We start from the raw sequence: 23,187 nt of genomic DNA, 5'->3' as shown, positions 1-23,187 counted from the left end.
TGTTGCATCTTGCATGAGTGCCTTTTGCCTTTTGCATGAGTGCCTATCCTAACCAAGAAATTAATTTGGCACGACTACTTACTTTTTACCTTATCTGCTATTTTGTAGGATAGCTTCCGATCTTGAACCCTATTCATGAATCAAATTTCTATCGCCGTTACTTTTTTTCTTAGTTTAGTCTTGACCTCGCTTCCCTTTTTACTTTTGGGGACAGCCGTTTCCAGTTTTTTGCTGGTTTTCGTCAATAAACAGCGATTAGCGGCGATATTTCCCCGTAATCGACTGTTAGGAGCGATCGTTGGCAGTGCCATCGGATTAATCTTACCCGTCGGACAATACGGCACGATTCCCGTCGCTAGAAGATTCTTATTAGAGGGAGTACCCCCAGGGGTGGTGTTTAGCTTTCTCACCGCTGCACCTACCCTAAATATCGTCACTCTTTGGCTAACTTGGCAGACTTTCAGCTATTCTAGTATTTTCTTCTATCGATCGCTTTCGGTCTGGTTAATGGCAATTTTTATCGGCACTCTCTTTAGTTTCTATCGGGAAAAACCCCGCACCGATAGTGAAATTCCCCTAGAATCGAGTTTAGTTCTTTCCGGTAGTTTTTTACCGGAGGAAGCAGCCAGTCAACCCCTACAAAGAGTCGGCAGTCTTGTTTATGAGTATAAAACTAGAGATAGGCAAGCTTGGCCAATTTCTGTGCAGTTATTTCTCGATAACTTTATCGATGAAGCACTGGAATTAGGGGGATTATTAATTATTGGCTGTGCGATCGCTAGTGTCTTTCAGTTATTATTACCTCAGAGTCAATTAATTGCCTGGGGGAATACTCCCGTTACTCAAATTCTCGTGCAGTTGTTTTTTGGTTTCACTCTCCCTGTTAATGCCAGTCTTAGCACTTTTGTCCCCGGTTCTTTAATTACTAATCTGTCCGTGGGTTCCACTCTAGCTTTTTTACTGGTCGCTTCCCTCATTGATATTAAAGCTTTTATCCTCCTCCTATCAGCTTTCCGTCCTAAAATCGTCCTTTATTTCGGAATTTTATGCCTGTTAATGAGTTTTTTAGTGGCTCTGATCCTCAGTTTTTATCTAGGTTGAATTTCTTCCGGGTCAAAAAAATTTTCTCTTGACAAAAGCCCCTTGACATGATACTATATTCATAATGGAAAATCCGTGCGCCTACAAGCCCTATTTTCCCAAGCATTTAAACTCTAACTCATCCTGATTCTGCTTGCTGGAGTTGCGACAACATAGTTTTATAGTTCTCACTCCACCCACCTACTGAGAGGTTCAATAAGCATCTTTTCGATGAATACTACTCAATATGATAATAAGCATTTCTTGATCTTGAATTTTGTAAATGATGCGATAATCTCCTATTCTAATTCGGTAGGTTTCATCATATCCTTTGAGTTTCTTGACTCCGCTAGGACGAGGTGTATCGGTAAGTAGTCTAATGGCAGTAATTAAGCGTTCGCGTTGTTGTTTGGGTAAGTTGTTTAGTTGTTTTTGAACTGGTTTCGGAATAATAACTCTGTAGTTCACGCTTGAGTTGCCTCATATTCTTCGAGGGTTAGATAGTCTCCTGCTTGATAAGCTGATTCAGAAGCGATTATGTTAGCTTGCTCTTCTTCTGTAATTTCTATTGCAGTATGTCGTTCTTTGATAAAGAGCAAAAAGTCAAGTAATTCAGTCAAAAGGGTGTCAGGTGTCTGCTCGATTTCTTTAATTAGTTGTTCTTTGAGTGTCATAGCTTTATCAGTAATCAGTAATCAGTTATCAGTAATCAGTGATTAATTCAATCATAGTCAATGATAGGTGATGCGTTACGACTAAATCTGGATGTTGTCAAATTTTCTCTTGACAAAAGCCCCTTGACATGATACTGTATTCATAATGGAAAATCCGTGCGCCTACAAGCCCTATTTTCCCAAGCATTTAAACTCTAACTCATCTTAATTCTGCTTGCTGGAGTTGCGAAAACATAGTTTTATAGTTCTCCATAATTGTTTGGGTATGGGGATGATTTTCCCCTAATACTTGGGTAGCAATATTAATCGCTTCTCGATAGAGAGGTTCCGCTTCTGTGTACCTGCCTTGGGAATTGTACAATCCTGCTAAATTGTTGAGGGAAGTTGCCACATCGGGATGATTGTCTCCTAAGAGTCGTTTAAACAATTCTAATGCTTCTAGATAGAGAGGTTCTGCTTCTGTGTACCTGCCTTGGGATTCGTACAATCCTGCTAAATTGTTGAGGGAAGTTGCCACATCGGGATGATTGTCTCCTAAGAGTCGTTTATACAAATCTAATGCTTCTAGATAGAGAGGTTCTGCTTCTTCGTACCTGCCTTGGGAATAGTACAATAGTGCTAAATTGTTGAGGGAATTTGCCACATCGGGATGATTGTCTCCTAAGAGTCGTTTTCTCAAATCTAATGCTTCTAGATAGAGAGGTTCTGCTTCTGTGTACCTGCCTTGGGAATCGTACAATGCTGCTAAATTGTTGAGGGAAGTTGCCACATCGGGATGATTGTCTCCTAAGAGTCGTTTATGCAAATCTAATGCTTCTAGATAGAGAGGTTCTGCTTCTTCGTACCTGCCTTGGGAATAGTACAATAGTGCTAAATTGTTGAGGGATTGTGCCACATGGGGATGATTGTCTCCTAAGAGTCGTTTTCTCAAATCTAATGCTTCTAGATAGAGAGGTTCCGCTTCTGTGTACCTGCCTTGGCAATCGTACAATCCTGCTAAGTTGTTGAGGGAAGTTGCCACATCGGGATGATTGTCTCCTAAGCGGGTTCGAGTTGCGGTTAAACAATCTTGATAGTAGGGTTCAGCAATAGCATACAATCCTTGTCCTTTATAATAACGAGCTAAACCCGTATAGGACCAAGCTAAATCCTCATCAGCGATATATTCTGGATATTCCCTGACAGCTTGTTCAATATGGGGAATTAAGGGAGTCAGATTTTGAATAATATCTAGAGTAGGAGTTTGGGGGACTGTTCTCGATGTATCTGTCATCACCGTACAATAACGACTTTTTGCGGTATTGGCTATCTCGGAACCTTCTAATTTTTCCCGTAGATAAAGACGGATGAGGGGATGCAGTTGATACCATTCATTGCCTAAAGATTTCAGCAAATTAAGCTTAACCAAGCTATCGGTTAACCATTTTTCTATCTCGTCTTTAGCTTCATCAGAAAATAAACTGATGATTAAGTGCTTGGGAAAAGGTGCCGAAGCAAATAAACTGAGATAAAGAGCTAATTTTTGTTCTTCTTTTTCTAACAGTTGCCAACTGCGATCCAGAATTGTTTTAATACTGCGGACTTCCTCCTTATCAGAGTTGAGATATTTTAAGCCTTTTTTGGAGAATTTTTCCTTGATATTTGCTAAAGTTTCAGTGGTTTCTTGTCTCAGAAAACTGCCTAGTAATTGTAATCCTAGAGGCAAATATCCTAAACACTGACAAAGTTGCTTGGCTGCCTCTAACTCCGCGGTTAGACGTTCTTTTCCTAAGTAGGTTTGCAGTAAATCTAAAGCTTGCGCTGCCGTGAGAACATCTAAGTTTATCGTTGATAGCGATACCCCTAAGTAACTAAAGCGAGTGGTAATTAAAACCCGAAAACGAGAATCTTTTCCCGGTGGTAGATAAGATGTAATTTGGTCGTAGTCACGCACATCATCAAAAATAATTAAAGCATTTCCCTCGGGCCAATTTTGCCAACAGTAACGCACTCGTTCACTTAAGGTTCCCTGATTGGGTATGTTTAAACCCAGGTATTCTCTGGCAAAAAATAAAATAGCTAAACCGGGGTCACTGTTAAGGACATTTATCCAACAAATACCCGCAGGATAATCCCCTTTATGTTGCCAAGCATACTGTAAAGCTAATTCAGTTTTTCCCGAACCTCCCATCCCACTTAAAACAATTGGGGAAGATTGCTGAAAAGCTTGATGAATCCGGGATAATTCCTGTTCTCTACCAACAAAGTTAACTGCTGTTCCTGGTAAATTATAGGGATCATGAACGGTATTTTTATCAGTAAATAGCTGATTATAGTTGGTAGCTTGGGTTGAATTTTCTGTTAAAAATAACCGCAGGAAAAACCAAGAATTTAAATCTGGCATATAGAGAATAACTTTGTTAGTAAAATCATGATTCATCCACCAAATTTGTCGGAGATTAAAGCGAGCTAAATTTTCTCGATTGAAATTAATTAATTGCAAGGCATCTACTAGGGAAGCATTAGAAAAAGCGGTTTCAAAACCAGTAATTGATACTACTCCCGACTCCAATTCTGCCAATTGTGTTAACAAGAAGTTCAAGACAAAAGAGGGTTTTTCCCATCTTGGTAAGACAATTTTATGAAAAATAATGCCTTGTTCTTGCAGTTTATTCTCTAATTCTCTAACTACTTGCTGACGGGAAAAATCATCATAAAATTCCACCCTAGCTAAACCTCTAGATGGTCTTCGTCCCCATAATAGCAAACGAGCTGCCGTATGGGAAATAGTACCCGGTTCTAACTCCGATTGATTAGTTTGATTAACTTGATGTACCACCGGGGACACCTCCATCGGGACCAGTAGGAATATGACCTTGAGCATTTAAAATATCAACCACAAGGGGATGCACCATAAAGCATCTTTCCCCGTCTCCATCTACTTCTTGAATCGCTCGATCATTTAATAAAGCGTATAATATCTCATTGGGAATTTGTGCTTCTGGATTAGCATCATAAATTCGTTTTAACAATAATACCTTATCCCCATAACTAACAGAATCGATATCATAAGGATTTTGGCCTAAACGTCTTTCATATTCTGTTCTTAAACTGCGAATTGCCCTGCTAATATGACTAGACATGATCAGATTTTGTTGATTGACAATTGCCTCATCAGAAGCTTCTCTAACTAGATAAAATAAATCTCTGATATTGCCACCAGAGGCAATAATAACCCGCTCTATTTGTCCATCTTCAAATAAATTAGATTTAACTCTTGCTTCTAAAACTTTTCTCACTGCTTCCCGTCCTTTTTGGTTAGGAGTATTATCTTTTTGGCAAAAAACTGGAGTATCGGGAATCAGGAGATTATGGTCAAAAGTGAGGTTAATCCCAGGAGATGAATTATATAATCCAATCGGAATATTAAAAATAATGTGAATGTCTAAATCTTTGAAAATGTTAGAATAGTTTAAAAATAAATCCCTGACCGCTTCCTGTGAAACACCAGCTTTATCGAAGTCTTCTCCAATAATTAGCCAGCTTCTCTGCATAGTTTCCTGTAAGTTCTGATTACACTCTTTCAGGAGTTGATTAGCAATATTAATTAAATCTCTGGAACGGGAAAGACGGTATTCAACAACTTTTTTCTCTCGCGAGGAAGCAAACCGGAATTCTCCCTTGAGAGAGGCAAAAAGTCCGAGAATTTTATTCCAGAAAGAATCTTCCTTTACTCCCGCTCCTGCTTCCGTTTTGATTTGACTTTCTCTGGTTTCCTTACGGGTAAATTCTTCAGAACTAAACCAATCCCAAAGCTTTTGTAAATTTTCATCACTGGGTTGTCGAGAAATTTTAGCGGTTTTCTCAACAATTTCCACCACCATAAAGAGAAACACATCAAGGGGACTGAAATTAATCGCATCGAGTTCACTTAAAACACTAAATCGCAGGGGTTCAAAATGCTGTTTAATCTCATGATCATTAATTAAACGAGTTAATTCTGTCGATTTGCCTACCCCCGTGTGTCCCATTAAACAGGCTTTGTAATATTGTTGCGTATCTATGACCCGTTTTAACCCTAATTTTAGACGCTGAATTTTATCTTCCCCTCTCACTTTATTCATTTCTTCTCGATAAAAAGCATCTATTTCCTTCTGAGTTAATAGGGGTTCAGGAGATATAGTTAAATGGATTTCATCAAGAGTAGTCGCAGGTTCAAAGCGAGTCAGAGAGGGGTGTTGCATAGAGACAGGAAAAATCATTCTCTGGAGATACTTTTTATTATATAAGTAGCTGGTTATAATTAAATTAAAAATGGATTTTAGGTTCGATCCCCCCTAGCCCCCCTTGATAAGGGGGGAAGCCGAAGGCGGGGGGATCCCCCTTGATAAGGAGGATGCCGATCCCCCCTTAGTCCCCCCTTTAATCCCCCCTTAATAAGGGGGGCATCTGAAAGTTTTTAATACCCACCTAATTATTCAGCAAACCATATTTAAGCGGGAAAAAATCCCCTTTTGTGTAGTCTATGATACTGTTTTTGGGATTGAGATCGTCTAATGTCAAGAAAATTGCTTCTAGGGTTCCGATTTAAGCGTCCTTAAATGTCAGGTCCGAGAGGAGCAAGCTAGTCTTAAATGAGCGGATCAAACATTTTTTCCGTCTAAGCTGGCTACACGGCGGGATAAAAGCCCGGGAGACTTTAAGGATAACTGTTTTGAGGCAGTGTCTTTGAAGACTCCCGGGTTATTGTATTTTGAGGTAAAATGATGTCCGAGGAATCTACTTTTCAACCCCCTCATGTAACTGAAGCTCAACAGGCCCTAGAAAAAGAACGCCATTTGCCCCTAACCGGTTGGCAACAGGAAGTTTCCCAGGGGTTAACCTACGGTTTAGAGGCGGCCGATAGTATTCGCGATCGCAGTATTCCCACCTTTTCCAGGGGTGAGTTACCCCACTATGCGGGAATTAACACCTTTATGAAGGCCCCCTATTTGGAAGATGTGCGGAATGTGGGCAATTATGACGTGGCCATCGTCGGTGTTCCCCATGATTCGGGGACAACTTACCGACCCGGAACTCGTTTTGGACCCCAGGGAATTCGGCGGATTTCGGCCCTTTATACGCCCTACAATTTTGAATTAGGGGTAGATCTGCGCGAACAAATTACGCTCTGTGATTTAGGGGATATTTTCACCATTCCTGCTAATAATGAAAAGTCCTTTGATCAAATCTCTAAAGGGGTTGCCCATGTCTTTAGTTCCGGTGCCTTGCCGATTATTTTAGGGGGTGATCATTCCATTGGTTTTCCGACAGTGCGGGGTATTTGTCGGCATTTAGGGAATAAAAAAGTTGGTATTATTCACTTTGATCGCCATGTGGATACCCAGGAAACGGATTTAGATGAACGGATGCACACTTGCCCCTGGTTTCATGCCACCAATATGAAAAATGCTCCTGCTAAAAATCTCGTCCAATTAGGGATTGGTGGTTGGCAAGTTCCCCGTCAAGGTGTTAAAGTTTGCCGCGAGCGGGCCACTAATATTTTGACCGTCACCGATATTGTAGAACGAGGCATTGATGCGGCCGCCGAATTTGCCTTAGAACGAGCTTTAGATGGTACGGATTGCGTTTGGATTAGTTTTGATATTGATTGCATTGATGCCGGTTTTGTCCCCGGCACGGGTTGGCCAGAACCGGGGGGTTTATTACCCCGTGAAGCCCTAGCTTTATTGGGTAAAATTATCCAAAAAGCTCCCATTTGTGGTATGGAAGTGGTGGAAGTTTCCCCTCCCTACGATATTAGTGATATGACCTCTTTGATGGCTACCCGTGTTATTTGTGATGCCATGGCTCATCTGGTTATTTCAGGTCAATTACCGCGTAAAGAAAAGCCCTATTATATTCATCCTGATGCCAATCTGGCCGTTGACGAACCCTGGCAGTAATTTCCTATGCACGAAACTGATATGACCAAGGCGTTAATTATGACAGTTCGAGATTGGTATGATAGCCAACCTGAAAAGCTCAAAATTGAAAAAATTCATCTCATGGTTGGTGAATTTACCTGTGTCGAACCGGTCAGTTTACAATTTGCCTTTGAAGTTCAAACTGCCAATACTTTTCTGGCTGGCGTGGAATTAGCGATTAAAAATATTCCCCTAATTGCTTATTGTCATTGCTGTCAAAAGGATTATCAACCCCAAATTGGCCAGCAATATTCCTGCCCAACTTGTCGATCGCCGATGGAGGATATTCGTTCAGGTCGAGAGTTAAAAATTGACCACATTGAATATTCTTTAGATTCTTAAACAAAGTTGGGCGATCGCTTCTACAAGTTCGATGATCAATTATTCATTCTCAACTAAAATGCACCAAACTTTTGACGCGGCCCTAGAAATTAATCTACTTCATGCCAATCAAGCAGGAGCCGATCACAACCGGGAACATTTTGACGAGTGGGGCATCACCTGTTTAAACCTGATGAGTAGTCCTGGTGCGGGTAAAACTGTATTATTGGAAAAAACCCTCGCAGCCTTAAAAGATCAATTAAAAATGGCTGTTATTGAAGGAGATATGACTACAGAACTAGATGCAGAGCGCCTGAGACAATATGGAGTTCCCGTGATTGCCATTAATACGGGTCGCTCCTGTCACTTAGATTCCAAAATGGTAGCTGGGGGAATTCATCGTTTCAAAGAAGATTATAACCCCAAAGAGTTTGATTTATTGTTGGTGGAAAATGTGGGAAATTTAGTTTGTCCCGCCGAATTTGAGGTAGGGGAACACGCTAAAGTTGCTCTATTAAGTATTACTGAAGGAGAAGATAAACCCCTCAAATATCCAATTATGTTTCAAGAAGCGGATTGTCTGATTATTACCAAATTAGATCTGGCTCCTTATTTAGAGATTGATTTACAACGTTTAGAAGCAAATGTTCGTTCTATGAATCCCGATGTAAAGATTATCGCTCTTTCTGCTCAAACAGGAGAAGGTTTAGAAGACTGGTTAAATTGGCTAAAAAGCCAAGTCAATATTCCGAGGTTTTTGAATTGTTAATCAGTAACAGTTTTTGAGATTTATTTCTGTTTTAATTAGGTAGGTGTTAAAAATTCTCAGATTCCCCCCTTATCAAGGGGGTATCCCCCCGTCTATTAGCACCCCCCTTATCAAGGGGGGATTAAGGGGGGATCAAAGGCAAAATCTATCTTCGTTACTTACTATCTGTCACCTCTAAAGGCTATTAGGCTATTACCTATGAAACGGCGCAATTTTTTCTCCTTACTTCTCGTTTTTTTTAGTAGCTTACTCCTGACCATTAGTTGTAATCAAGCTCCTCAGCAAACCCCCAATGCAAGTAGTTCTCTGAGTAATACTGCCCCCATTGTCATCGGTTATAGTAATTGGGCCGGTTGGTGGCCATGGGCGATCGCTGAAGAAGAGGGATTATTTGCTAAAAATGGGGCTAATGTTCAAATGAAATGGTTTGATGGTTATCTTGAATCCTTACAAGCTTTGGCCGCCGGACAATTAGATGGAAATAGTCAAACTCTCAACGATACAATCGCTTTTGCGGGAGATGCAGTGAATGGTCAAGTTGCTGTTTTAGTTAATGATAACTCGTCAGGAAATGACAAAGTTATTGTCACAGAAGAGATTAAAACGATTCAAGATTTAAAAGGCAAAAAAGTTGCTGCTGAAGAAGGCGTTGTCGGTGATTTTCTCCTCAGTTTAGCTCTAGAAAAAGAAGGAATGAGCCGTAAAGATGTGCAAATTGTCCCCATAGAAACAGGGGCTGCTGCCGCCGCTTTTGCATCGGGAAAAGTAGATGCAGTTGGTGCTTTTCCACCTTTTTGGTCAACAGCCCTTAAAAGAAAAGGTTCTAAAGAATTAATTAGTTCCAAAGCTTTTCCCGGTGCTATTCCTGATTTATTAGTTGTCAGTGCCAAATTAATCAAAGAAAAACCAGAACAGGTTCAGGCTCTTGTCAAAACCTGGTTTGATGTTCGAGAGTTTATGGCTAAAAATCCCCAAAAAGCCGATGAGATTATGGCCAAGCGTGCCGGCATTAGCCCAGAAGAATTGGCCTTATATAAAGAGGGAACGAAGTTTTTCACCTTAGAAGAAAACTTAGAAGCTTTTAGTCCGGGGAAAACCATAAAAAATATGCCCTTTGCCGCTCAAAAAATGGCTGGTTTTATGATGGAAGTTGGCTTTATTAAAAAAGTCCCCGATCTAACAACCATTTTAGAGCCCAAATTTGTCAAGTCGTTGGCAAATCAAGACAAAAAATCCTAATTAGTCCCTCGATCATTGACTTCAAGAATTGTTTGATAACTGGGTGATATTGGCTATCAAAATTATTCTTTTCTTTGGCAAATCCCATGACCACAACACCTAAAACGCTTCCTCAAAGCACTTTTTGGCGGATTACCGAGGATATTCCCGAATCCCTCAAATGGACTTTAATGGTTTCCTCTATTATTGTCCCGCTTATTTTCTGGTTACTAATCTCTAGTTTTGCGGGCATTGAATCCGTATTTTTGCCTTCTCCTTTAGCCGTTATTCAGGCCTTAGGAAAATTGGCAGAACAGGGCTTTTTAATTCAAGATACTATTACCAGTTTTTTACGAGTAGTTGGGGGCTTTTTTTTGGGAGGATTGTTTGCTATTCCCCTGGGGATTTTAATGGGAACTTTTCCGAGTATTCGTAGTTTAATGGAACCGATCATTGGCGTTGTACGTTATATGCCCGCTCCTGCTTTTATTCCCCTATTGGTTATTTATTTGGGTATTGGAGAAACATCAAAGATTATGCTCATTTTTATCGGGACAATTTTCTTTAATACCCTGATGATTATGGATGCAGTTAAGTTCATTCCCCGTGAATTGATCGAAGTAACTTATACCCTTGGAGGAACTCGAAAACAGGTTTTATTTAAAGTGATTACTCCCTATATTATTCCTAATGTTATCGATACTTTTCGTGTTAATATGGCAGCCGCCTGGAATTTGGTAGTGGTGGCGGAATTGGTTGCGGCCGATAATGGATTAGGCAAACGGATTTTATTAGCTCAGAAATTTCTGAGAACCGATGAAATTTTTGCCTGTTTAATTGTCCTAGGAATTATTGGCTTTGCTCTAGATTTAAGTTTTCGTTTGTTTTTGCAGTGGACTTGTAAATGGTCAATTACTCGTTAACTTAAAAACTCAATAACAGAGTTGATTATGTCACCAGTAAAGTTATTTTAATGATAAGAGAAGAACCTTAATGCACTTAGAAATTACTCAACTCAATAAAATTTTCACCACTAAACGAGGTGCTGTGGTCGCTCTGAAAGATATTAATTTACACGTTGAAAGTGCTGAATTTGTCTGTGCGGTCGGGGCCTCTGGTTCGGGAAAATCGACTTTGTTGCGAATGATTGCGGGTTTAGAGCTGCCCACTTCCGGCAAAATTACCGTTGATGGTGTTGAAGTGACAGGGCCAGGAGCCGATCGCGGCATGGTTTTCCAAAATTATACACTCTATCCCTGGATGACGATCCAAAAAAATGTTGAATTTGGCTTAAAACTACAGGGATTATCGACAAAAGAATGCTGGGAAGTGGCCTGTTATTATCTGGATATTGTCGGTTTAATCCAATTTGCTAATGCTTACCCCAGAGAACTATCGGGTGGGATGAAACAACGGGTTGCGATCGCCCGTTCTCTTGCTTGTCATCCCAAAGTTTTATTAATGGACGAACCCTTTGCAGCTTTAGATGTACAAACCAAAGAAAGAATGCACGAATATTTAATTGAAATTTGGCAAAAAATTAGGTGTAGTATTTTAATGATTACCCATGATGTGGATGAAGCGGTTTTTTTAGCTCAACGTATTTATGTTTTGAGTGCTAGACCAGGGACTATACGACGGGAATTAACAATTAATTTACCCCTAGATCGTAATCATAAAATTAAACGACAAGCTCAGTTTTATGACTATACGGATGAAATTTACGGCCTGCTACGGGGTGAGAAATCCTAGAAAAAACTAGGGATGATCAAGAGTAGTCCCGGGTTGAAAACGAGTTAGAGCAGCAAAAATCATCCTTTAGAGATACTTTCCGTTATCTAGCATCGCCAAACAGCGATCGCTCGCTGCTGCCGCAAAACCTAGATAAGGTTTGCTGAATAAATCTAAAAACCTTGTTGGGTAAGACTTTTAGACTTTTTGTCAATCAAAAAGTGCCAGCCCTTGCAGTGATCGGGGGGGAAATTTAGGCACTTTTTCCCTGAAAATTAGGTATTGACCCCCTAAAAAACCCTACACCCCACACCCCACACCCCACACCCTGCCCCACGAAAAACTTTTTGCCGCAAACCCTAAATAAGTGATGGAACAGTTGTTCAACCATTAAGATTTTGTGATAATCCCGGGTAAGTGTGATCTAAAGTACAGCTTTTTTTGGGAAAGTTTCTCTAGTGGTGCTGCCTTGGGGCGCAAATATGATAGAATGGTGGTAAATTGATACAAAACTTTACTTCAAGGTGAATCTATGCCGTTTACGATCGAATCAGCGCGGAGCATTTTCCCCAACACGCTATCAGCGGATGTGGTTCCTGCCACGATTGCGCGTTTCAATCAGCTGAATACCGAAGATCAACTAGCCTTGATTTGGTTTGCCTATCTAGAAATGGGCAAAACCATCACCGTTGCCGCCCCCGGTGCTGCTAGTATGGTCTTTGCCGAAAAAACCATGAATGAAATTCGGCAGATGTCACCCCTGCAACAGTCGCAGGTGATGTGCGACTTAGCCAACCATGCTGACACCCCGATTTGTCGTACCTACGGCACTTGGTCTGCTAATATCAAGCTGGGATTCTGGTATCAATTAGGACAATGGATGGAAGATGGCAGTGTTGCCCCAATTCCCAAGGGTTATGAACTATCTGCTAATGCTAGTGCCGTTTTAGACGGGATTAAAAAATTAGAGTCGGGACAACAAATCACCGTTCTGCGGAATTGTGTGGTCGATATGGGCTACGATCCGAAGAAACTGGGCGATTATAACCGTATTTCCGAACCCGTGGTTCCTCCCCAAAATATTGCCGAACGGACCAAAGTTAGCATTGAAGGCGTTACCAATGCCACCGTCCTCAACTATATGGACAACCTCAACGCTAATGACTTTGATGTATTAATTGAATTATTCACCCCTGACGGCGCTCTGCAACCACCTTTCCAACGTCCCGTCGTCGGTAAAGAGGCAGTATATCGCTTTTTCCGCGAAGAATGCCAAAATTTGAAATTAATCCCCGAACGCGGTGTGGTGGAACCCGCCGATGACGGTTTTACTCAGATTAAAGTGACGGGAAAAGTACAAACTCCCTGGTTTGGTGCGGGTGTGGGTATGAATATGGCATGGCGCTTCCTCCTAACTCCTGATAATAAAATTTTCTTCGTAGCGATCGATTTATTAGCTTCTCCGAAAGAATTATTAAACTTTGCCCGTGGCTAAATAGCTACTGAGAGAAATCATTAAAAATTCTGATGAAACTTATTAGAGTTCCTTGTCAAGTGAACTCTTTTTTTTATACAATTAAAAGGCTGACTTAAAAAAATTGGTAAATACACCGGTTTCTTCTCCGATCTAGGTAAGAATAACTAAACAATCATTCTTACAGATGTGGGCGAAAAGAGTCGAGGTAGTTCAAAAACCCAAAATTATCATCCCTAAAACTAAAATCATGCCTATGAGTGAAATAATTTGGTCAGATACCGAACAAGAAATTGCTCAAACTGCTTTCCAAAAAGCTTATCAGCGAGAAACTAGGACTTTAATAGAACATATTAAAGAACAGTCTGGTCAGATCACGGTTTTAGATGATATCTGGCAAATGCACGATTATCTAAGCGCCCGACGACATCAGATTGATGGTAAATATGAGTATCGCTATACTTCCCTAATTTTTGTCTTTGCTCAACTATTAAAGGAAGGATGGTTAAAGCTAGAGGATCTCAACGGTTTGGAAAAAGATAAACTAGCAAAAATCGCTGCCCTCTCGCGAATGTAAATTAGTGATTAGCATTAAGCTATCAGCTTTCTGCTTCTAGTTGGGTGACTAGAAAATTCATCTCTAGATAACCAACACCGTCTTCAGTTTTTCCTAAGCGGCAACCAATTTCGCTAGAATGAGTCAATCATCCCGATCGCTTTTCGCTTGTTTTGTACCTTTGGTTTATGTTCAAAAATCTTTTACTTCCCCTAGGAATATCTATCTTTCTCGGTGTTTGTCAGCCTTTGTCAGCCGCCGAATCAGCTATCATCAAATACTACATCTTCCAAGGGTCCGTATCGGTATCAGAATTAAAGCAATTGAGCGAAACAGGCGAATTAGCTCCCGCTTTAGCGGCACAATTAAAGATGGCTAACCAAAAACCTGAAGAATTCCGCAAAATCCTTAATCGTCGGGTAGCGGTGGATGCCGTCTTTCTTTCCAAATTTCTTAATAGTTTTTTTGGCGAAAGTTTGCTAGATTATGCGACTGAAATTGTCCATACACCCAATCGGACTGCTAGTCGGCAAGCTTTACGCGGTGCCTTAGTCACTTCTGCCATTAATGATAATGAGATTCAAATCATCGAAGTCCTCGCTAATTATCCCACCAGCGAGGTTCATGTGGATGGCAATCGTCTGCTGGATTTAATCAACCAAATTGAGTCAGTATTGAAAAAAATGCCCCGTTTACCTTTCTGATATCAAATCCGCCTTTCAGGTTTTCATGAATTGCGCTGTAAATTGAATAGATTAGGATAATCTGGTAGGAATAATGACCACTTCTTTGTCTGAAAGGAAAACAGTTAGTGCCAAACCTTTTTTAAAGTGGGCGGGAGGCAAAACTCAACTGGTTCCCAATATTCTATCTTTGATTAATTCCCAGATTTCTCAAAATTGTCAGTTTAACTACATTGAACCTTTTGTCGGAGGTGGGGCAGTTTTATTCTCAGTCTTAAATAATTTTTCTCCTGTCCAAAAAGTTATTATTAATGACATTAATCCTGATTTAATCATGGCTTATAATGTTATTAAAAATAATGTCAAAGAATTAATAGTCAAGCTTAAAAAAATTCAGCAGGATTTTTATGAACTTAAAAATCTAGAGGAACAACAAAAGTTTTTTTTGGATAAAAGAATAGAATTTAATTCTCGCAGCTGCGATGACTGTCTAGAAAAAACAGTTTTGTTATTATTTCTCAATAGAACTTGTTTTAATGGACTTTATAGAGTCAATAGCAAAGGACTTTTTAATGTCCCCTTTGGAAAATATGTCAAACCGTTGATCTGCAATGAAGAAAACTTATTAGCTGTCAATCATCATTTACAGAAAGTGACGATCCTACAAGGAGATTTTGTCCAAACTCTAAATTATGCCAATAACAAGACTTTATTTTATTTTGATCCTCCCTATAAACCGATTAAAAAAACATCAGCTTTTACCTCTTATACCAAAGAAGATTTTAACGATGAGGAGCAAATAAGATTAAAACAATTTATCGATCAAGTCGATCGAGCGGGTTATAAATTTATTTTAAGCAATTCCGACCTTAAAAACTTTGACTCTGACAATAATTTTTTTGATGACCTATATAAAAATTATAATATTCAAAGGGTAAAAGCCCGAAGAAATATCAATTCCCAGGGCAATAATAGGGGAGAAATCTGGGAATTACTGATCAATAATTGACAAAAATTAAGCCTAACAGAAAAGACGACATGAATAAAAATATTTCTTCAAGAGATCGATTTTCTGGCAATTATCGCTTTTTGGGGATTTTCTTCTATTTTTAATCCTGCTCATTTTCCAGGATTTCTTTGGCTTTCAGTAAAGCTTGGCGATGTTCTTCCGTGACGGTGGGATATCGTAAACCGAGGGATTCCAGGGTGTGATAAATAACCGCCCCCACAGCTAAACGGGTAAACCATTTGCGATCAGCCGGGATAATATACCAGGGGGCCCACTCGGTACTGGTATGATTGAATACCTCTTCGTAGGCTTTCGTGTAATCATCCCAAAAAGCTCTTTCTTTGACATCATTTTCGGAAAACTTCCAGTTTTTTTCGGGGCGATCAATTCTTTCTAAAAATCGTTTTTTCTGTTCTTCTTTAGAAACATTGAGAAAGAATTTTAGGACAATAACCCCATTGTTGACCAGATATTTTTCAAAATTATTAATCTCCTCAAAACGTCGCTGCCAAACTTTCTTGGTTCTGTCTTCTGGGGGGAGTTTTTGCCGTTCCAATAAATCTTGATGGACGCGCACGACTAATAATTCTTCGTAGTAGGAACGATTAAAAATACCGATACGACCCCGCTCTGGTAAAGCTTTATAATATCGCCAGAGATAATCGTGATCTAGTTCTTCGGCCGAGGGAACTTTAAAGCTAAATACCTGACAGCCTTGGGGATTTAAGCCCGACATAACGTGTCTGATCGTACCATCTTTACCCGCCGCATCCATGGCTTGCAGATTAATTAAGAGGGCATAGGTATCCTGGGCATAGAGTTTATCTTGAAACTCGGCCATTTTTTCGATCCCCTGTTGCAGCAGCAGTGTGGCATCTTCTTTGGTAATGTAGTCTGGCTTAAACCGGGCATCGTAGTCTTTGTGCAGAGAAATTTCTTTACCCGGTGGCACGATTAAGGATTGTAAAAATGCTTGGCGATCAATTTTGCTGACCATGCTCTTCTCCTTGATTGTTTTGACCCCTAAAATTACATTGTAGCACTTTTGCTCGGAAAATATCCAACCCTTGAACCGGCGAGTCAAGGATGAAGTGGCAGCAATGACCGAGAAACAAGTATATTTAAATACTCGATTTTAGCGACTCCTCATCTGACGAGAAAGTAAAGAATAATTTTTAGGCGATCGCAAATTCGGTAAACTGACGCACTTCGGGAGGTTGAAAAGCTAAAACTATCTCACTGCTGGGAATTCCTAAGCGCATTAATTCCGTGGCGATACCTGCTTCTGTCCAATCTTCTTCAATATAAATTTTGTCATTTTTTAGACGAAGATAAACGGAAATTGCTTTAATTCGTTTGCCATTTTTCCAGCCAATATTAAACCAAAGATATTGGCTTCTATTATCGTCAAACATCAATATTTCTTCTATGTCTTGATCGGGTACTTGTGAGGAAATTTCTGCATATTCTGTGAGAATTTTCTTGATTATGTTTTGATAATAATTTAGTTTATCCATTGGACGATTCCTCCTGATTAGTGTCAACAATTAACAATAAAATTTGATACTTTTGCAAGATTATTTGTATGGCAGCTTGAGCGAAAAACTTTTCATAAATTTCTTGTCCGATTAAAAAAATAAAGAAATTAATACATACAAGATATTTATTACAATTTCAACAATTAATCTCGAAAATTGTCCGAACCACAGGTAAGACATGTACCATCATCAGGATCTATGACATTACCCAGACAATCTTCAGCTGTGCAATCTTCCCGCAATACTTCATAAGATTCATTACATACAAGGCAATAAATAGTGTTGCTAGTTGGTTCATTAGGTATTAGTTGAGCTAATCTTGGAATCTGTTCGTCTTCGTAATCTTCCCTAAAACCACTATAACAACTAGGACAGAAATAACGTCTTGTTTTTTTATTAAAATTAAAATATTTATTATTTTCTGAAGGTGTTAACAAATCAATTACAAGGTTTATTTCTAAAGCCAGCCAATTATATAATTCTCTGGTTTCAGAGCTATATAGAACAGATTCAGGTTTATTTTGAATGAATTGTCCTCGAATTTTTATCCACGAGTTTGGCTCTATCAAATAATGACAAATTTCTAGAATTTCAACAAACAGCTCTTTAGTTTTTATATATAATTCAGGATCTAACAGTGTGCATAATTATATTTCGCTTGCTTCTCAAATCTTCAAATCTTTGTCGAAAGTTATCTGGTAATCGATCAGTCGATACGGTGTTATAAACTTTGACTAAATCCTGTGCATCAATTGTTTTAAATTCACTAAAACGGATATTGCGCTCATGAGATTTACTGGGATAATTACTCGGATCTCCTGAAATTAGTAAATACGGGCTAACTGTAGCAATATGACCTTTTAAGAGAAATTCGGTTCCTTGTTGAATAAGGGAAAGGGCTGTACTCAATGGACGTTGTGCTTGTTTCCAATATTGCTCAGATGACAATTGATCGATTACTTCTTCATTCTCATCGCTATAATACACATTATAAAAATATTCCGCATCCTTAAGTTTTGTAGATAAACTTATCAGCGTATCCCAAGCCAGATTTAAAAAATCAATGCCAGCGGATTTAAAATCATCTCCAGTCGGTACATCTATAATCATAATTTTTCGTACTCACTTTTATCATTTCATTTAAGGCGATTTATTGGTAAATGAGATTGTGTGGCTTTTCATCCCGCTCAAAATGATAGCGAACTTTTTTATTGTGTGGCTTGTACCCGAACTAAACTTGACTATACTTTGTGAGCCTCCGCATAAATCCGTAAAGCGGCGGACATTTTTTGTTCACAATCCTCGCCCTGTGATTGAAACCAAGCTAGGGTTTCGGGATCTACTTGAACAAGAACATTTACTTTCTCTACAGGTTTCCACCACCGCGATTTACTAAAAAACTCCTCGGTTAAGGGCGGAATATCGGATGTGTCGATTTCCTCTTCCGTAAGAGCGTCAACTTTCTCCCAATTCGTCTCGGAGGTATTGTTCATATCGTTTTCGTTCATAGGGTAAAGCTTTACGAAGTGAAATAATACGAATTGTATCTCTACTCGGTTCTGTAAAAACGACAACTACCACTCGGCCATCGAGCGTACCGATTCCTATCAATCGATCTTCGCCATAATTTTCTCGTTCGTCAAGGGAAACTCGAATGGGATGTTCAAATATCCGCTGCGCGTCCGCGAAGTCTAGATCGTGCTTGATGATATTCGCTCGGTTCTTTTGTCGATCCCACTCGAATTTCATATTTTTATTTTATCGAGTTGTCATTCCGTATATTGAAAAAAATCCTATAATTGTCGAAAATTCGATCGTTAGAGGGGTCATCTTGATCGAAATCAAAAGAAATCTTTCGCCTCGATCGAAATGACCCATAACCGGTCAACTGACTCAAAACACCAGAAGGAATCCCTAAGATATCCTCAATCTTAGGTAAATCTTCTAGGGGAATTACCCGGCCTTCATCCTCAAAACCAGCGATTTCAATTAAGATTGAGAATATTAATACTAGACAGGATAAGAGCTTCATATATCTAGAATGTATCAAACTAATCGGTCATGACTATAAAAACAAATCCGGGGGTAGATAACCCCCTTGTGTACAAATGATCTGGCAAATACATAAGAACTAATTAGCTGATGGTCTGAGTTTTTGTTGTATTTTAGCCTTTATTCGAGCAATAAAGCTGGATTTGTTCTTTTTTTCGGGATCTTCGTAGATAAAAGTTTTGGCACTACCATCTTCTAATATTTCAATTAACTTTAAACTAGGTGCTTGTCTCTGTTGTTTTAGTGACTCAGACATAATAGTTTCCTCTGTGGTTTAGGTCTTACCCCTACTGTTATCATGAGTCAATTGCTTAACCTAGTCAATACCCTAGACATTATTCTTCATTCTCCAGAGTAATTTAACAACGTTATTGTATTGTGTCATCCAGTCTAAAATACTACTATGTAGATTTCTATCATTCATTGAGCTTAAATCCGCACTATCATCGGTATCAACAGCTAATAGTCCCAGAATAGAACTTTTTTGCAGTGCAGCTACAGCTAACACAATTTTTATATGAGGATTAATTAATAGTTCATTGTCTCTTTGGAGAGGGACATAAGAAGACGGTAATTGCTGGGAATTAGAAATATCAACAAACTCCAAAGCATACTTTCTTATAGTCTTCAGGTATGTGTAACCAATTACCCCTTCATCTAATTAAAAAAGTGCCTCTAGTTCCCTATCAGATACACTGCTAGTTTTACATACCATTTGGAGATTCCAAGTAAATAACTTTTGTCTCACTGGTATCCACAAGGATACTCTGATATTGCCCTGTAGATTAAATTTTTGTTTTATATCAACAGATAATTCTTCTAAAGAACTACTGATTGCTGGCACAATGTTTAAGCGAATTGTTTCTAAAAGTTCAACAGTATCTTGTCCAGTCTGTGTTTGAGAGAGTAGAACAGGAATTCCTAAGATAATAATAGATATAATCGTAACTATTTGAGGACTTTTTAACAATTTCCATTCCCTAGGTATAGGACTATTCTCTCCTGTAAAAAATGAACTTGCATCCCCTAAACCTGTCACAATCGCTACTATTAAGTATAACAAAAATATAAATTTTTCCCAAGGCTTGAATTTTCTGAGAAAATAATCAAATTCATACTTAATAATTCTTGCAATAATTATTCGTTGTTGATCCTTCATCTAATTTCAAGTTTCTTTGACAATAAAAGGGACTGGATAAATCCTATCAATTCTAAATAAAACTGTTGTTTGACGATTTTCCCAAACTAATTTTTCAATGATAACATCTGCGTAGGCGACCCAATGTTCATTTACCAAAGGAATTGGAACATCAACAGGAATAATTCTATAATCTTCTTTGCTCCCTTGATACTGTTTAGATAATTCCAAACTTTCTGGATAACCTTGAGATGGTTTTAACTTTAAAATACTATTCACTTCACAGGGCATTCCCATAAATTTTACCTCTTTATTTTCTGAGCAGAAGGTGAGCTTTTCATAGCTCACCCTAAACCTTCATACTAACTCAAAACACCGGAAGGAATCCCTAAGATATCCTCAATCTTAGGTAAATCTTCTAGGGGAATTACCCGGCCTTCATCCTCAAAACCAGCGATTTCATTAAAGTTCAAATAGCGGTATAAATCGCCAGCAAAAGGATTAATTTTCTCGGTGACAATTGCCAGGTATTCCTCAAGGGTGGGAATGCGTCCCAGCAGCGCACAAACCGCCGCTAATTCGGCGGAACCTAGATAGACTCGCGCATCTTTTCCCATGCGATTATTGAAGTTACGAGTTGAGGTAGAAAATACCGTCGCTCTGTCTTCAACCCGCGCTTGATTACCCATACAAAGGGAACATCCAGGCATCTCAGTACGGGCCCCAGAAGCGGCAAAAATGCCGTACATTCCCTCATCGCGCAATTGTTTTTCATCCATGCGGGTGGGGGGACAAATCCACAGTTTAGCCTTAGCAACTCCCGCTCCTTCTAATATCTTAGCGGCGGCGCGATAATGACCAATATTAGTCATACAAGAACCGATGAACACCTCATCGATTTTATCCCCAGCGCATTCCGACATTAACTTGATATTATCGGGGTCATTGGGTGCAGCAACAATGGGTTCTTTAATCTCGTTTAAGTTGACGGTGATAATATCCGCATATTCGGCATCCTTATCCGCCTCCATCAGGACAGGATTAGCTAACCATTGTTCCATTTTTGCTACCCGACGTAGGATAGTTTTGGCATCACTATAACCCCGGGCCGCCATATTCTTTAACAGAGCCACATTAGAGCGTAAATATTCCGCCACTGTCTCGGTACTTAACTTAATCGTACAACCGGCGCAGGAACGTTCCGCCGTGGCATCGGTTAATTCAAAAGCCTGCTCTAATTTCAAATCCGGCAGCCCTTCCATCTCCATAATGCGACCGTTAAAAACATTTTTTTTGTTCTGTTTTTCCACGGTTAATTTGCCTTCTTGCATGGCAACGTAGGGAATAGCATTAACAATATCGCGCAGAGTTACACCGGGTTGTAATTCCCCCGTAAAACGCACTAAAACCGATTCCGGCATATCCAAAGGCATTACTCCCAAAGCGGCCGCAAATGCCACTAAACCCGACCCCGCAGGAAAGGAAATTCCCAGGGGAAAACGAGTATGAGAATCGCCTCCAGTCCCCACCGTATCCGGCAATAACATCCGATTTAACCAGGAATGAATAATGCCATCTCCCGGACGTAAAGCCACCCCACCCCGGGTAGAGAAAAAGTCCGGTAATTGGTGATGAGTTTGAATATCAACCGGTTTGGGATAGGCTGCCGTGTGACAGAAACTCTGCATGACTAAATCGGCGCTAAAACCTAAACAGGCTAACTCTTTTAACTCGTCTCTGGTCATCGGGCCGGTGGTATCCTGAGACCCTACCGTAGTCATAATCGGGTCACAGGAAGTACCCGGCCGCACCCCGGGTAAACCGCAAGCTTTGCCGACCATTTTTTGCGCTAGGGTGTAACCTTTACCCGTGTCACTAGGCATAGTGGGACGGGTAAATAGGGTACTAGCCTCAAGTCCCAAGGCGTGACGGGTTTTATCGGTGAGACTGCGACCGATTAAGAGGGGAATACGACCGCCGGCCCGCACTTCATCCAGAATTGTCTCAGGTTTGAGGCTAAAAGTGCTAATAGTTGCGCCCGCTTCGTTGGTGATTTTGCCTTCGTAGGGATAGATTTTAATCACATCCCCCGTGTTCATTTGGCTAACATCGCATTCAATCGGTAAAGCGCCGGAATCTTCAGCAGTATTAAAGAAGATAGGGGCGATTTTACTGCCTAAAATATAGCCACCAGCACGTTTATTAGGTACAAAGGGAATATCATCGCCGATATGCCAGAGAACCGAGTTAATTGCCGATTTTCGGCTGGAACCAGTCCCAACCACATCCCCCACATAGGCGACCGGATGGCCTAATTTTTTCAATTCGGCAATGGTTTCTAAGGACCCGGGTTGACGGGTTTCTAACATTACCAAAGCATGGAGGGGAATATCGGGCCGGGTGGTGGCATGGGGGGCAGGAGATAGGTCATCTGTATTGGTTTCTCCCGGTACTTTGAAGACGGTGACGGTAATTTCTTTAGCAAGTTTCGGTTTAGCGATAAACCAAGCGCCATTGGCCCAAGCATCGATGACCTGTTTAGCATAGGGATTGGTGTCGGATAATTCCAAAACCTCGTTAAATGCGTCGAATACCAGCAGGGTTTTACTTAAAGCGCTGGCAGCAGCGGCGGCGATATTAATATCTCTGGATTTCAGCAGTTCAATCAGAGAATGAACGTTATAACCACCTACCATGGTTCCCAGTAAGCTAACCGCACCCTGGGGGGAGATAACGTTAGATTTTATTTCACCTTTGGCAATTCCTGTTAAAAATCCCGCTTTAACGTAGGCCGCTTCGTCAACTCCGGGGGGAACACGGTCACGCAGCAGGGTCAGCAATTCTCCTTTGAGTTCTTCGGACGGATTTTTGAGTATTTCGCATAATTCCGCCGTTTGTTGAGCGTTGAGGGGAAGGGGAGGGATACCTAATTTCGCTCGGTCGGCAACGTGCTGATGATACGCTTCTAACATAGGTCTATTGTCTCCTAGTCTTCACTT

The 23,187-nt window shown here is 40.1% G+C and carries 27 protein-coding genes and 1 riboswitch; of the genes, 11 read left to right on the top strand and 16 right to left on the bottom strand.

What is annotated here, in order from left to right:
* The first annotated feature begins 135 nt into the window (after positions 1–135).
* The gene (locus ACQY1X_RS05820; RefSeq protein WP_430014159.1) at positions 136–1,101 is read left to right on the top strand and encodes a permease; all 966 of its coding nucleotides are present in this window, start codon (positions 136–138) and stop codon (positions 1,099–1,101) included.
* Positions 1,102–1,293: 192 nt separating this feature from the next.
* Here ACQY1X_RS05820 and ACQY1X_RS05815 read toward each other — a convergent pair whose 3' ends face one another.
* The 4 genes from ACQY1X_RS05815 to ACQY1X_RS05800 form a co-directional block, all read right to left on the bottom strand.
* Positions 1,294–1,548 (bottom strand): type II toxin-antitoxin system RelE family toxin, encoded by a 255-nt coding sequence (locus ACQY1X_RS05815; RefSeq protein WP_002746390.1) that lies wholly within the window; start codon positions 1,546–1,548, stop codon positions 1,294–1,296.
* Entirely contained in the window at positions 1,545–1,754 is a 210-nt protein-coding gene (locus ACQY1X_RS05810) for a hypothetical protein (protein WP_002760925.1), read from the bottom strand. Before ACQY1X_RS05810 ends, ACQY1X_RS05815 begins: the two co-directional genes overlap by 4 nt.
* Before the next feature lie 199 nt (positions 1,755–1,953).
* On the bottom strand, positions 1,954–4,587 hold the full coding sequence (locus ACQY1X_RS05805) for a tetratricopeptide repeat protein (protein ID WP_430015476.1): 2,634 nt from the start codon (positions 4,585–4,587) through the stop codon (positions 1,954–1,956).
* A complete protein-coding gene (locus tag ACQY1X_RS05800; protein ID WP_430015475.1) occupies positions 4,556–5,977 on the bottom strand; it encodes a hypothetical protein in 1,422 nt (473 codons plus the stop codon). The genes ACQY1X_RS05805 and ACQY1X_RS05800 overlap by 32 nt, the downstream gene beginning before the upstream one ends.
* Positions 5,978–6,296: 319 nt before the next feature.
* A riboswitch (guanidine-I (ykkC/yxkD leader) is annotated at positions 6,297–6,431 on the top strand.
* A 68-nt stretch (positions 6,432–6,499) separates the two neighbouring features.
* Here ACQY1X_RS05800 and ACQY1X_RS05795 point away from each other — a divergent pair.
* The 10 genes from ACQY1X_RS05795 (at position 6,500) to ACQY1X_RS05750 (ending at position 15,460) form a co-directional block, all read left to right on the top strand.
* Positions 6,500–7,678 carry an agmatinase family protein gene (locus ACQY1X_RS05795; protein ID WP_069474976.1) on the top strand — a complete coding sequence of 393 codons (1,179 nt, stop codon included), beginning with the start codon at positions 6,500–6,502 and terminating at the stop codon, positions 7,676–7,678.
* A gap of 6 nt (positions 7,679–7,684) precedes the next feature.
* Positions 7,685–8,041, top strand: a complete 357-nt coding sequence (gene hypA / locus ACQY1X_RS05790; RefSeq protein ID WP_002760929.1) for a hydrogenase maturation nickel metallochaperone HypA — start codon at positions 7,685–7,687, stop codon at positions 8,039–8,041.
* A gap of 58 nt (positions 8,042–8,099) precedes the next feature.
* Complete coding sequence (gene hypB, locus ACQY1X_RS05785) at positions 8,100–8,789, top strand: hydrogenase nickel incorporation protein HypB (RefSeq protein ID WP_002734828.1); 690 nt, start codon at positions 8,100–8,102, stop codon at positions 8,787–8,789.
* Positions 8,790–8,987: 198 nt separating this feature from the next.
* Positions 8,988–10,028: an ABC transporter substrate-binding protein gene (locus tag ACQY1X_RS05780; protein ID WP_430014157.1), complete on the top strand. Its 1,041-nt coding sequence runs from the start codon at positions 8,988–8,990 to the stop codon at positions 10,026–10,028.
* 86 nt (positions 10,029–10,114) lie between these two features.
* A complete protein-coding gene (locus tag ACQY1X_RS05775) occupies positions 10,115–10,930 on the top strand; it encodes an ABC transporter permease (RefSeq protein WP_002760933.1) in 816 nt (271 codons plus the stop codon).
* A 70-nt stretch (positions 10,931–11,000) separates the two neighbouring features.
* Entirely contained in the window at positions 11,001–11,759 is a 759-nt protein-coding gene (locus ACQY1X_RS05770) for an ABC transporter ATP-binding protein (protein WP_130757421.1), read from the top strand.
* A 511-nt stretch (positions 11,760–12,270) separates the two neighbouring features.
* A complete protein-coding gene (locus tag ACQY1X_RS05765; protein WP_002777584.1) occupies positions 12,271–13,233 on the top strand; it encodes an orange carotenoid-binding protein in 963 nt (320 codons plus the stop codon).
* 166 nt (positions 13,234–13,399) lie between these two features.
* Positions 13,400–13,789: a hypothetical protein gene (locus ACQY1X_RS05760; RefSeq protein ID WP_002777582.1), complete on the top strand. Its 390-nt coding sequence runs from the start codon at positions 13,400–13,402 to the stop codon at positions 13,787–13,789.
* A 167-nt stretch (positions 13,790–13,956) separates the two neighbouring features.
* Positions 13,957–14,472 (top strand): alpha/beta hydrolase, encoded by a 516-nt coding sequence (locus tag ACQY1X_RS05755; RefSeq protein WP_002777581.1) that lies wholly within the window; start codon positions 13,957–13,959, stop codon positions 14,470–14,472.
* 73 nt (positions 14,473–14,545) lie between these two features.
* Positions 14,546–15,460 (top strand): DNA adenine methylase, encoded by a 915-nt coding sequence (locus tag ACQY1X_RS05750; RefSeq protein ID WP_430014155.1) that lies wholly within the window; start codon positions 14,546–14,548, stop codon positions 15,458–15,460.
* A gap of 100 nt (positions 15,461–15,560) precedes the next feature.
* Here ACQY1X_RS05750 and ACQY1X_RS05745 read toward each other — a convergent pair whose 3' ends face one another.
* From ACQY1X_RS05745 to acnB, 12 genes are all read right to left on the bottom strand, one after another.
* Entirely contained in the window at positions 15,561–16,457 is an 897-nt protein-coding gene (locus tag ACQY1X_RS05745; RefSeq protein ID WP_430014154.1) for a polyphosphate kinase 2 family protein, read from the bottom strand.
* 178 nt (positions 16,458–16,635) lie between these two features.
* Positions 16,636–16,977, bottom strand: a complete 342-nt coding sequence (locus ACQY1X_RS05740) for a XisI protein (protein WP_069474981.1) — start codon at positions 16,975–16,977, stop codon at positions 16,636–16,638.
* A complete protein-coding gene (locus ACQY1X_RS05735) occupies positions 16,970–17,077 on the bottom strand; it encodes a hypothetical protein (RefSeq protein WP_268932517.1) in 108 nt (35 codons plus the stop codon). The genes ACQY1X_RS05740 and ACQY1X_RS05735 overlap by 8 nt, the downstream gene beginning before the upstream one ends.
* A gap of 64 nt (positions 17,078–17,141) precedes the next feature.
* Positions 17,142–17,567: a hypothetical protein gene (locus tag ACQY1X_RS05730; protein ID WP_002794436.1), complete on the bottom strand. Its 426-nt coding sequence runs from the start codon at positions 17,565–17,567 to the stop codon at positions 17,142–17,144.
* A 55-nt stretch (positions 17,568–17,622) separates the two neighbouring features.
* Entirely contained in the window at positions 17,623–18,108 is a 486-nt protein-coding gene (locus ACQY1X_RS05725; RefSeq protein ID WP_430014153.1) for a hypothetical protein, read from the bottom strand.
* Positions 18,109–18,239: 131 nt separating this feature from the next.
* The gene (locus ACQY1X_RS05720) at positions 18,240–18,506 is read right to left on the bottom strand and encodes a BrnA antitoxin family protein (RefSeq protein ID WP_002746336.1); all 267 of its coding nucleotides are present in this window, start codon (positions 18,504–18,506) and stop codon (positions 18,240–18,242) included.
* Entirely contained in the window at positions 18,454–18,747 is a 294-nt protein-coding gene (locus ACQY1X_RS05715; protein WP_002735016.1) for a BrnT family toxin, read from the bottom strand. The genes ACQY1X_RS05720 and ACQY1X_RS05715 overlap by 53 nt, the downstream gene beginning before the upstream one ends.
* Positions 18,748–19,129: 382 nt before the next feature.
* On the bottom strand, positions 19,130–19,306 hold the full coding sequence (locus tag ACQY1X_RS05710) for a hypothetical protein (RefSeq protein WP_002785471.1): 177 nt from the start codon (positions 19,304–19,306) through the stop codon (positions 19,130–19,132).
* A 72-nt stretch (positions 19,307–19,378) separates the two neighbouring features.
* Positions 19,379–19,657: a hypothetical protein gene (locus tag ACQY1X_RS05705; RefSeq protein ID WP_002794438.1), complete on the bottom strand. Its 279-nt coding sequence runs from the start codon at positions 19,655–19,657 to the stop codon at positions 19,379–19,381.
* Positions 19,658–19,711: 54 nt separating this feature from the next.
* Positions 19,712–20,209 carry a hypothetical protein gene (locus ACQY1X_RS05700; protein WP_430015474.1) on the bottom strand — a complete coding sequence of 166 codons (498 nt, stop codon included), beginning with the start codon at positions 20,207–20,209 and terminating at the stop codon, positions 19,712–19,714.
* A 6-nt stretch (positions 20,210–20,215) separates the two neighbouring features.
* The gene (locus ACQY1X_RS05695; RefSeq protein ID WP_223210942.1) at positions 20,216–20,536 is read right to left on the bottom strand and encodes a DUF2584 domain-containing protein; all 321 of its coding nucleotides are present in this window, start codon (positions 20,534–20,536) and stop codon (positions 20,216–20,218) included.
* Between the two features lie 14 nt (positions 20,537–20,550).
* On the bottom strand, positions 20,551–23,160 hold the full coding sequence (gene acnB, locus ACQY1X_RS05690) for a bifunctional aconitate hydratase 2/2-methylisocitrate dehydratase (RefSeq protein ID WP_430015473.1): 2,610 nt from the start codon (positions 23,158–23,160) through the stop codon (positions 20,551–20,553).
* Positions 23,161–23,187: the final 27 nt, after the last annotated feature.

It is taken from the genome of Microcystis protocystis FBCC-A270, assembly GCF_050500235.1.
GTDB classification, from domain to species: Bacteria; Cyanobacteriota; Cyanobacteriia; order Cyanobacteriales; family Microcystaceae; genus Microcystis; species Microcystis ichthyoblabe_A.
Note: the sequence above shows the minus strand (reverse complement) of the source record. Positions and strands in the feature narration are given on the sequence as shown.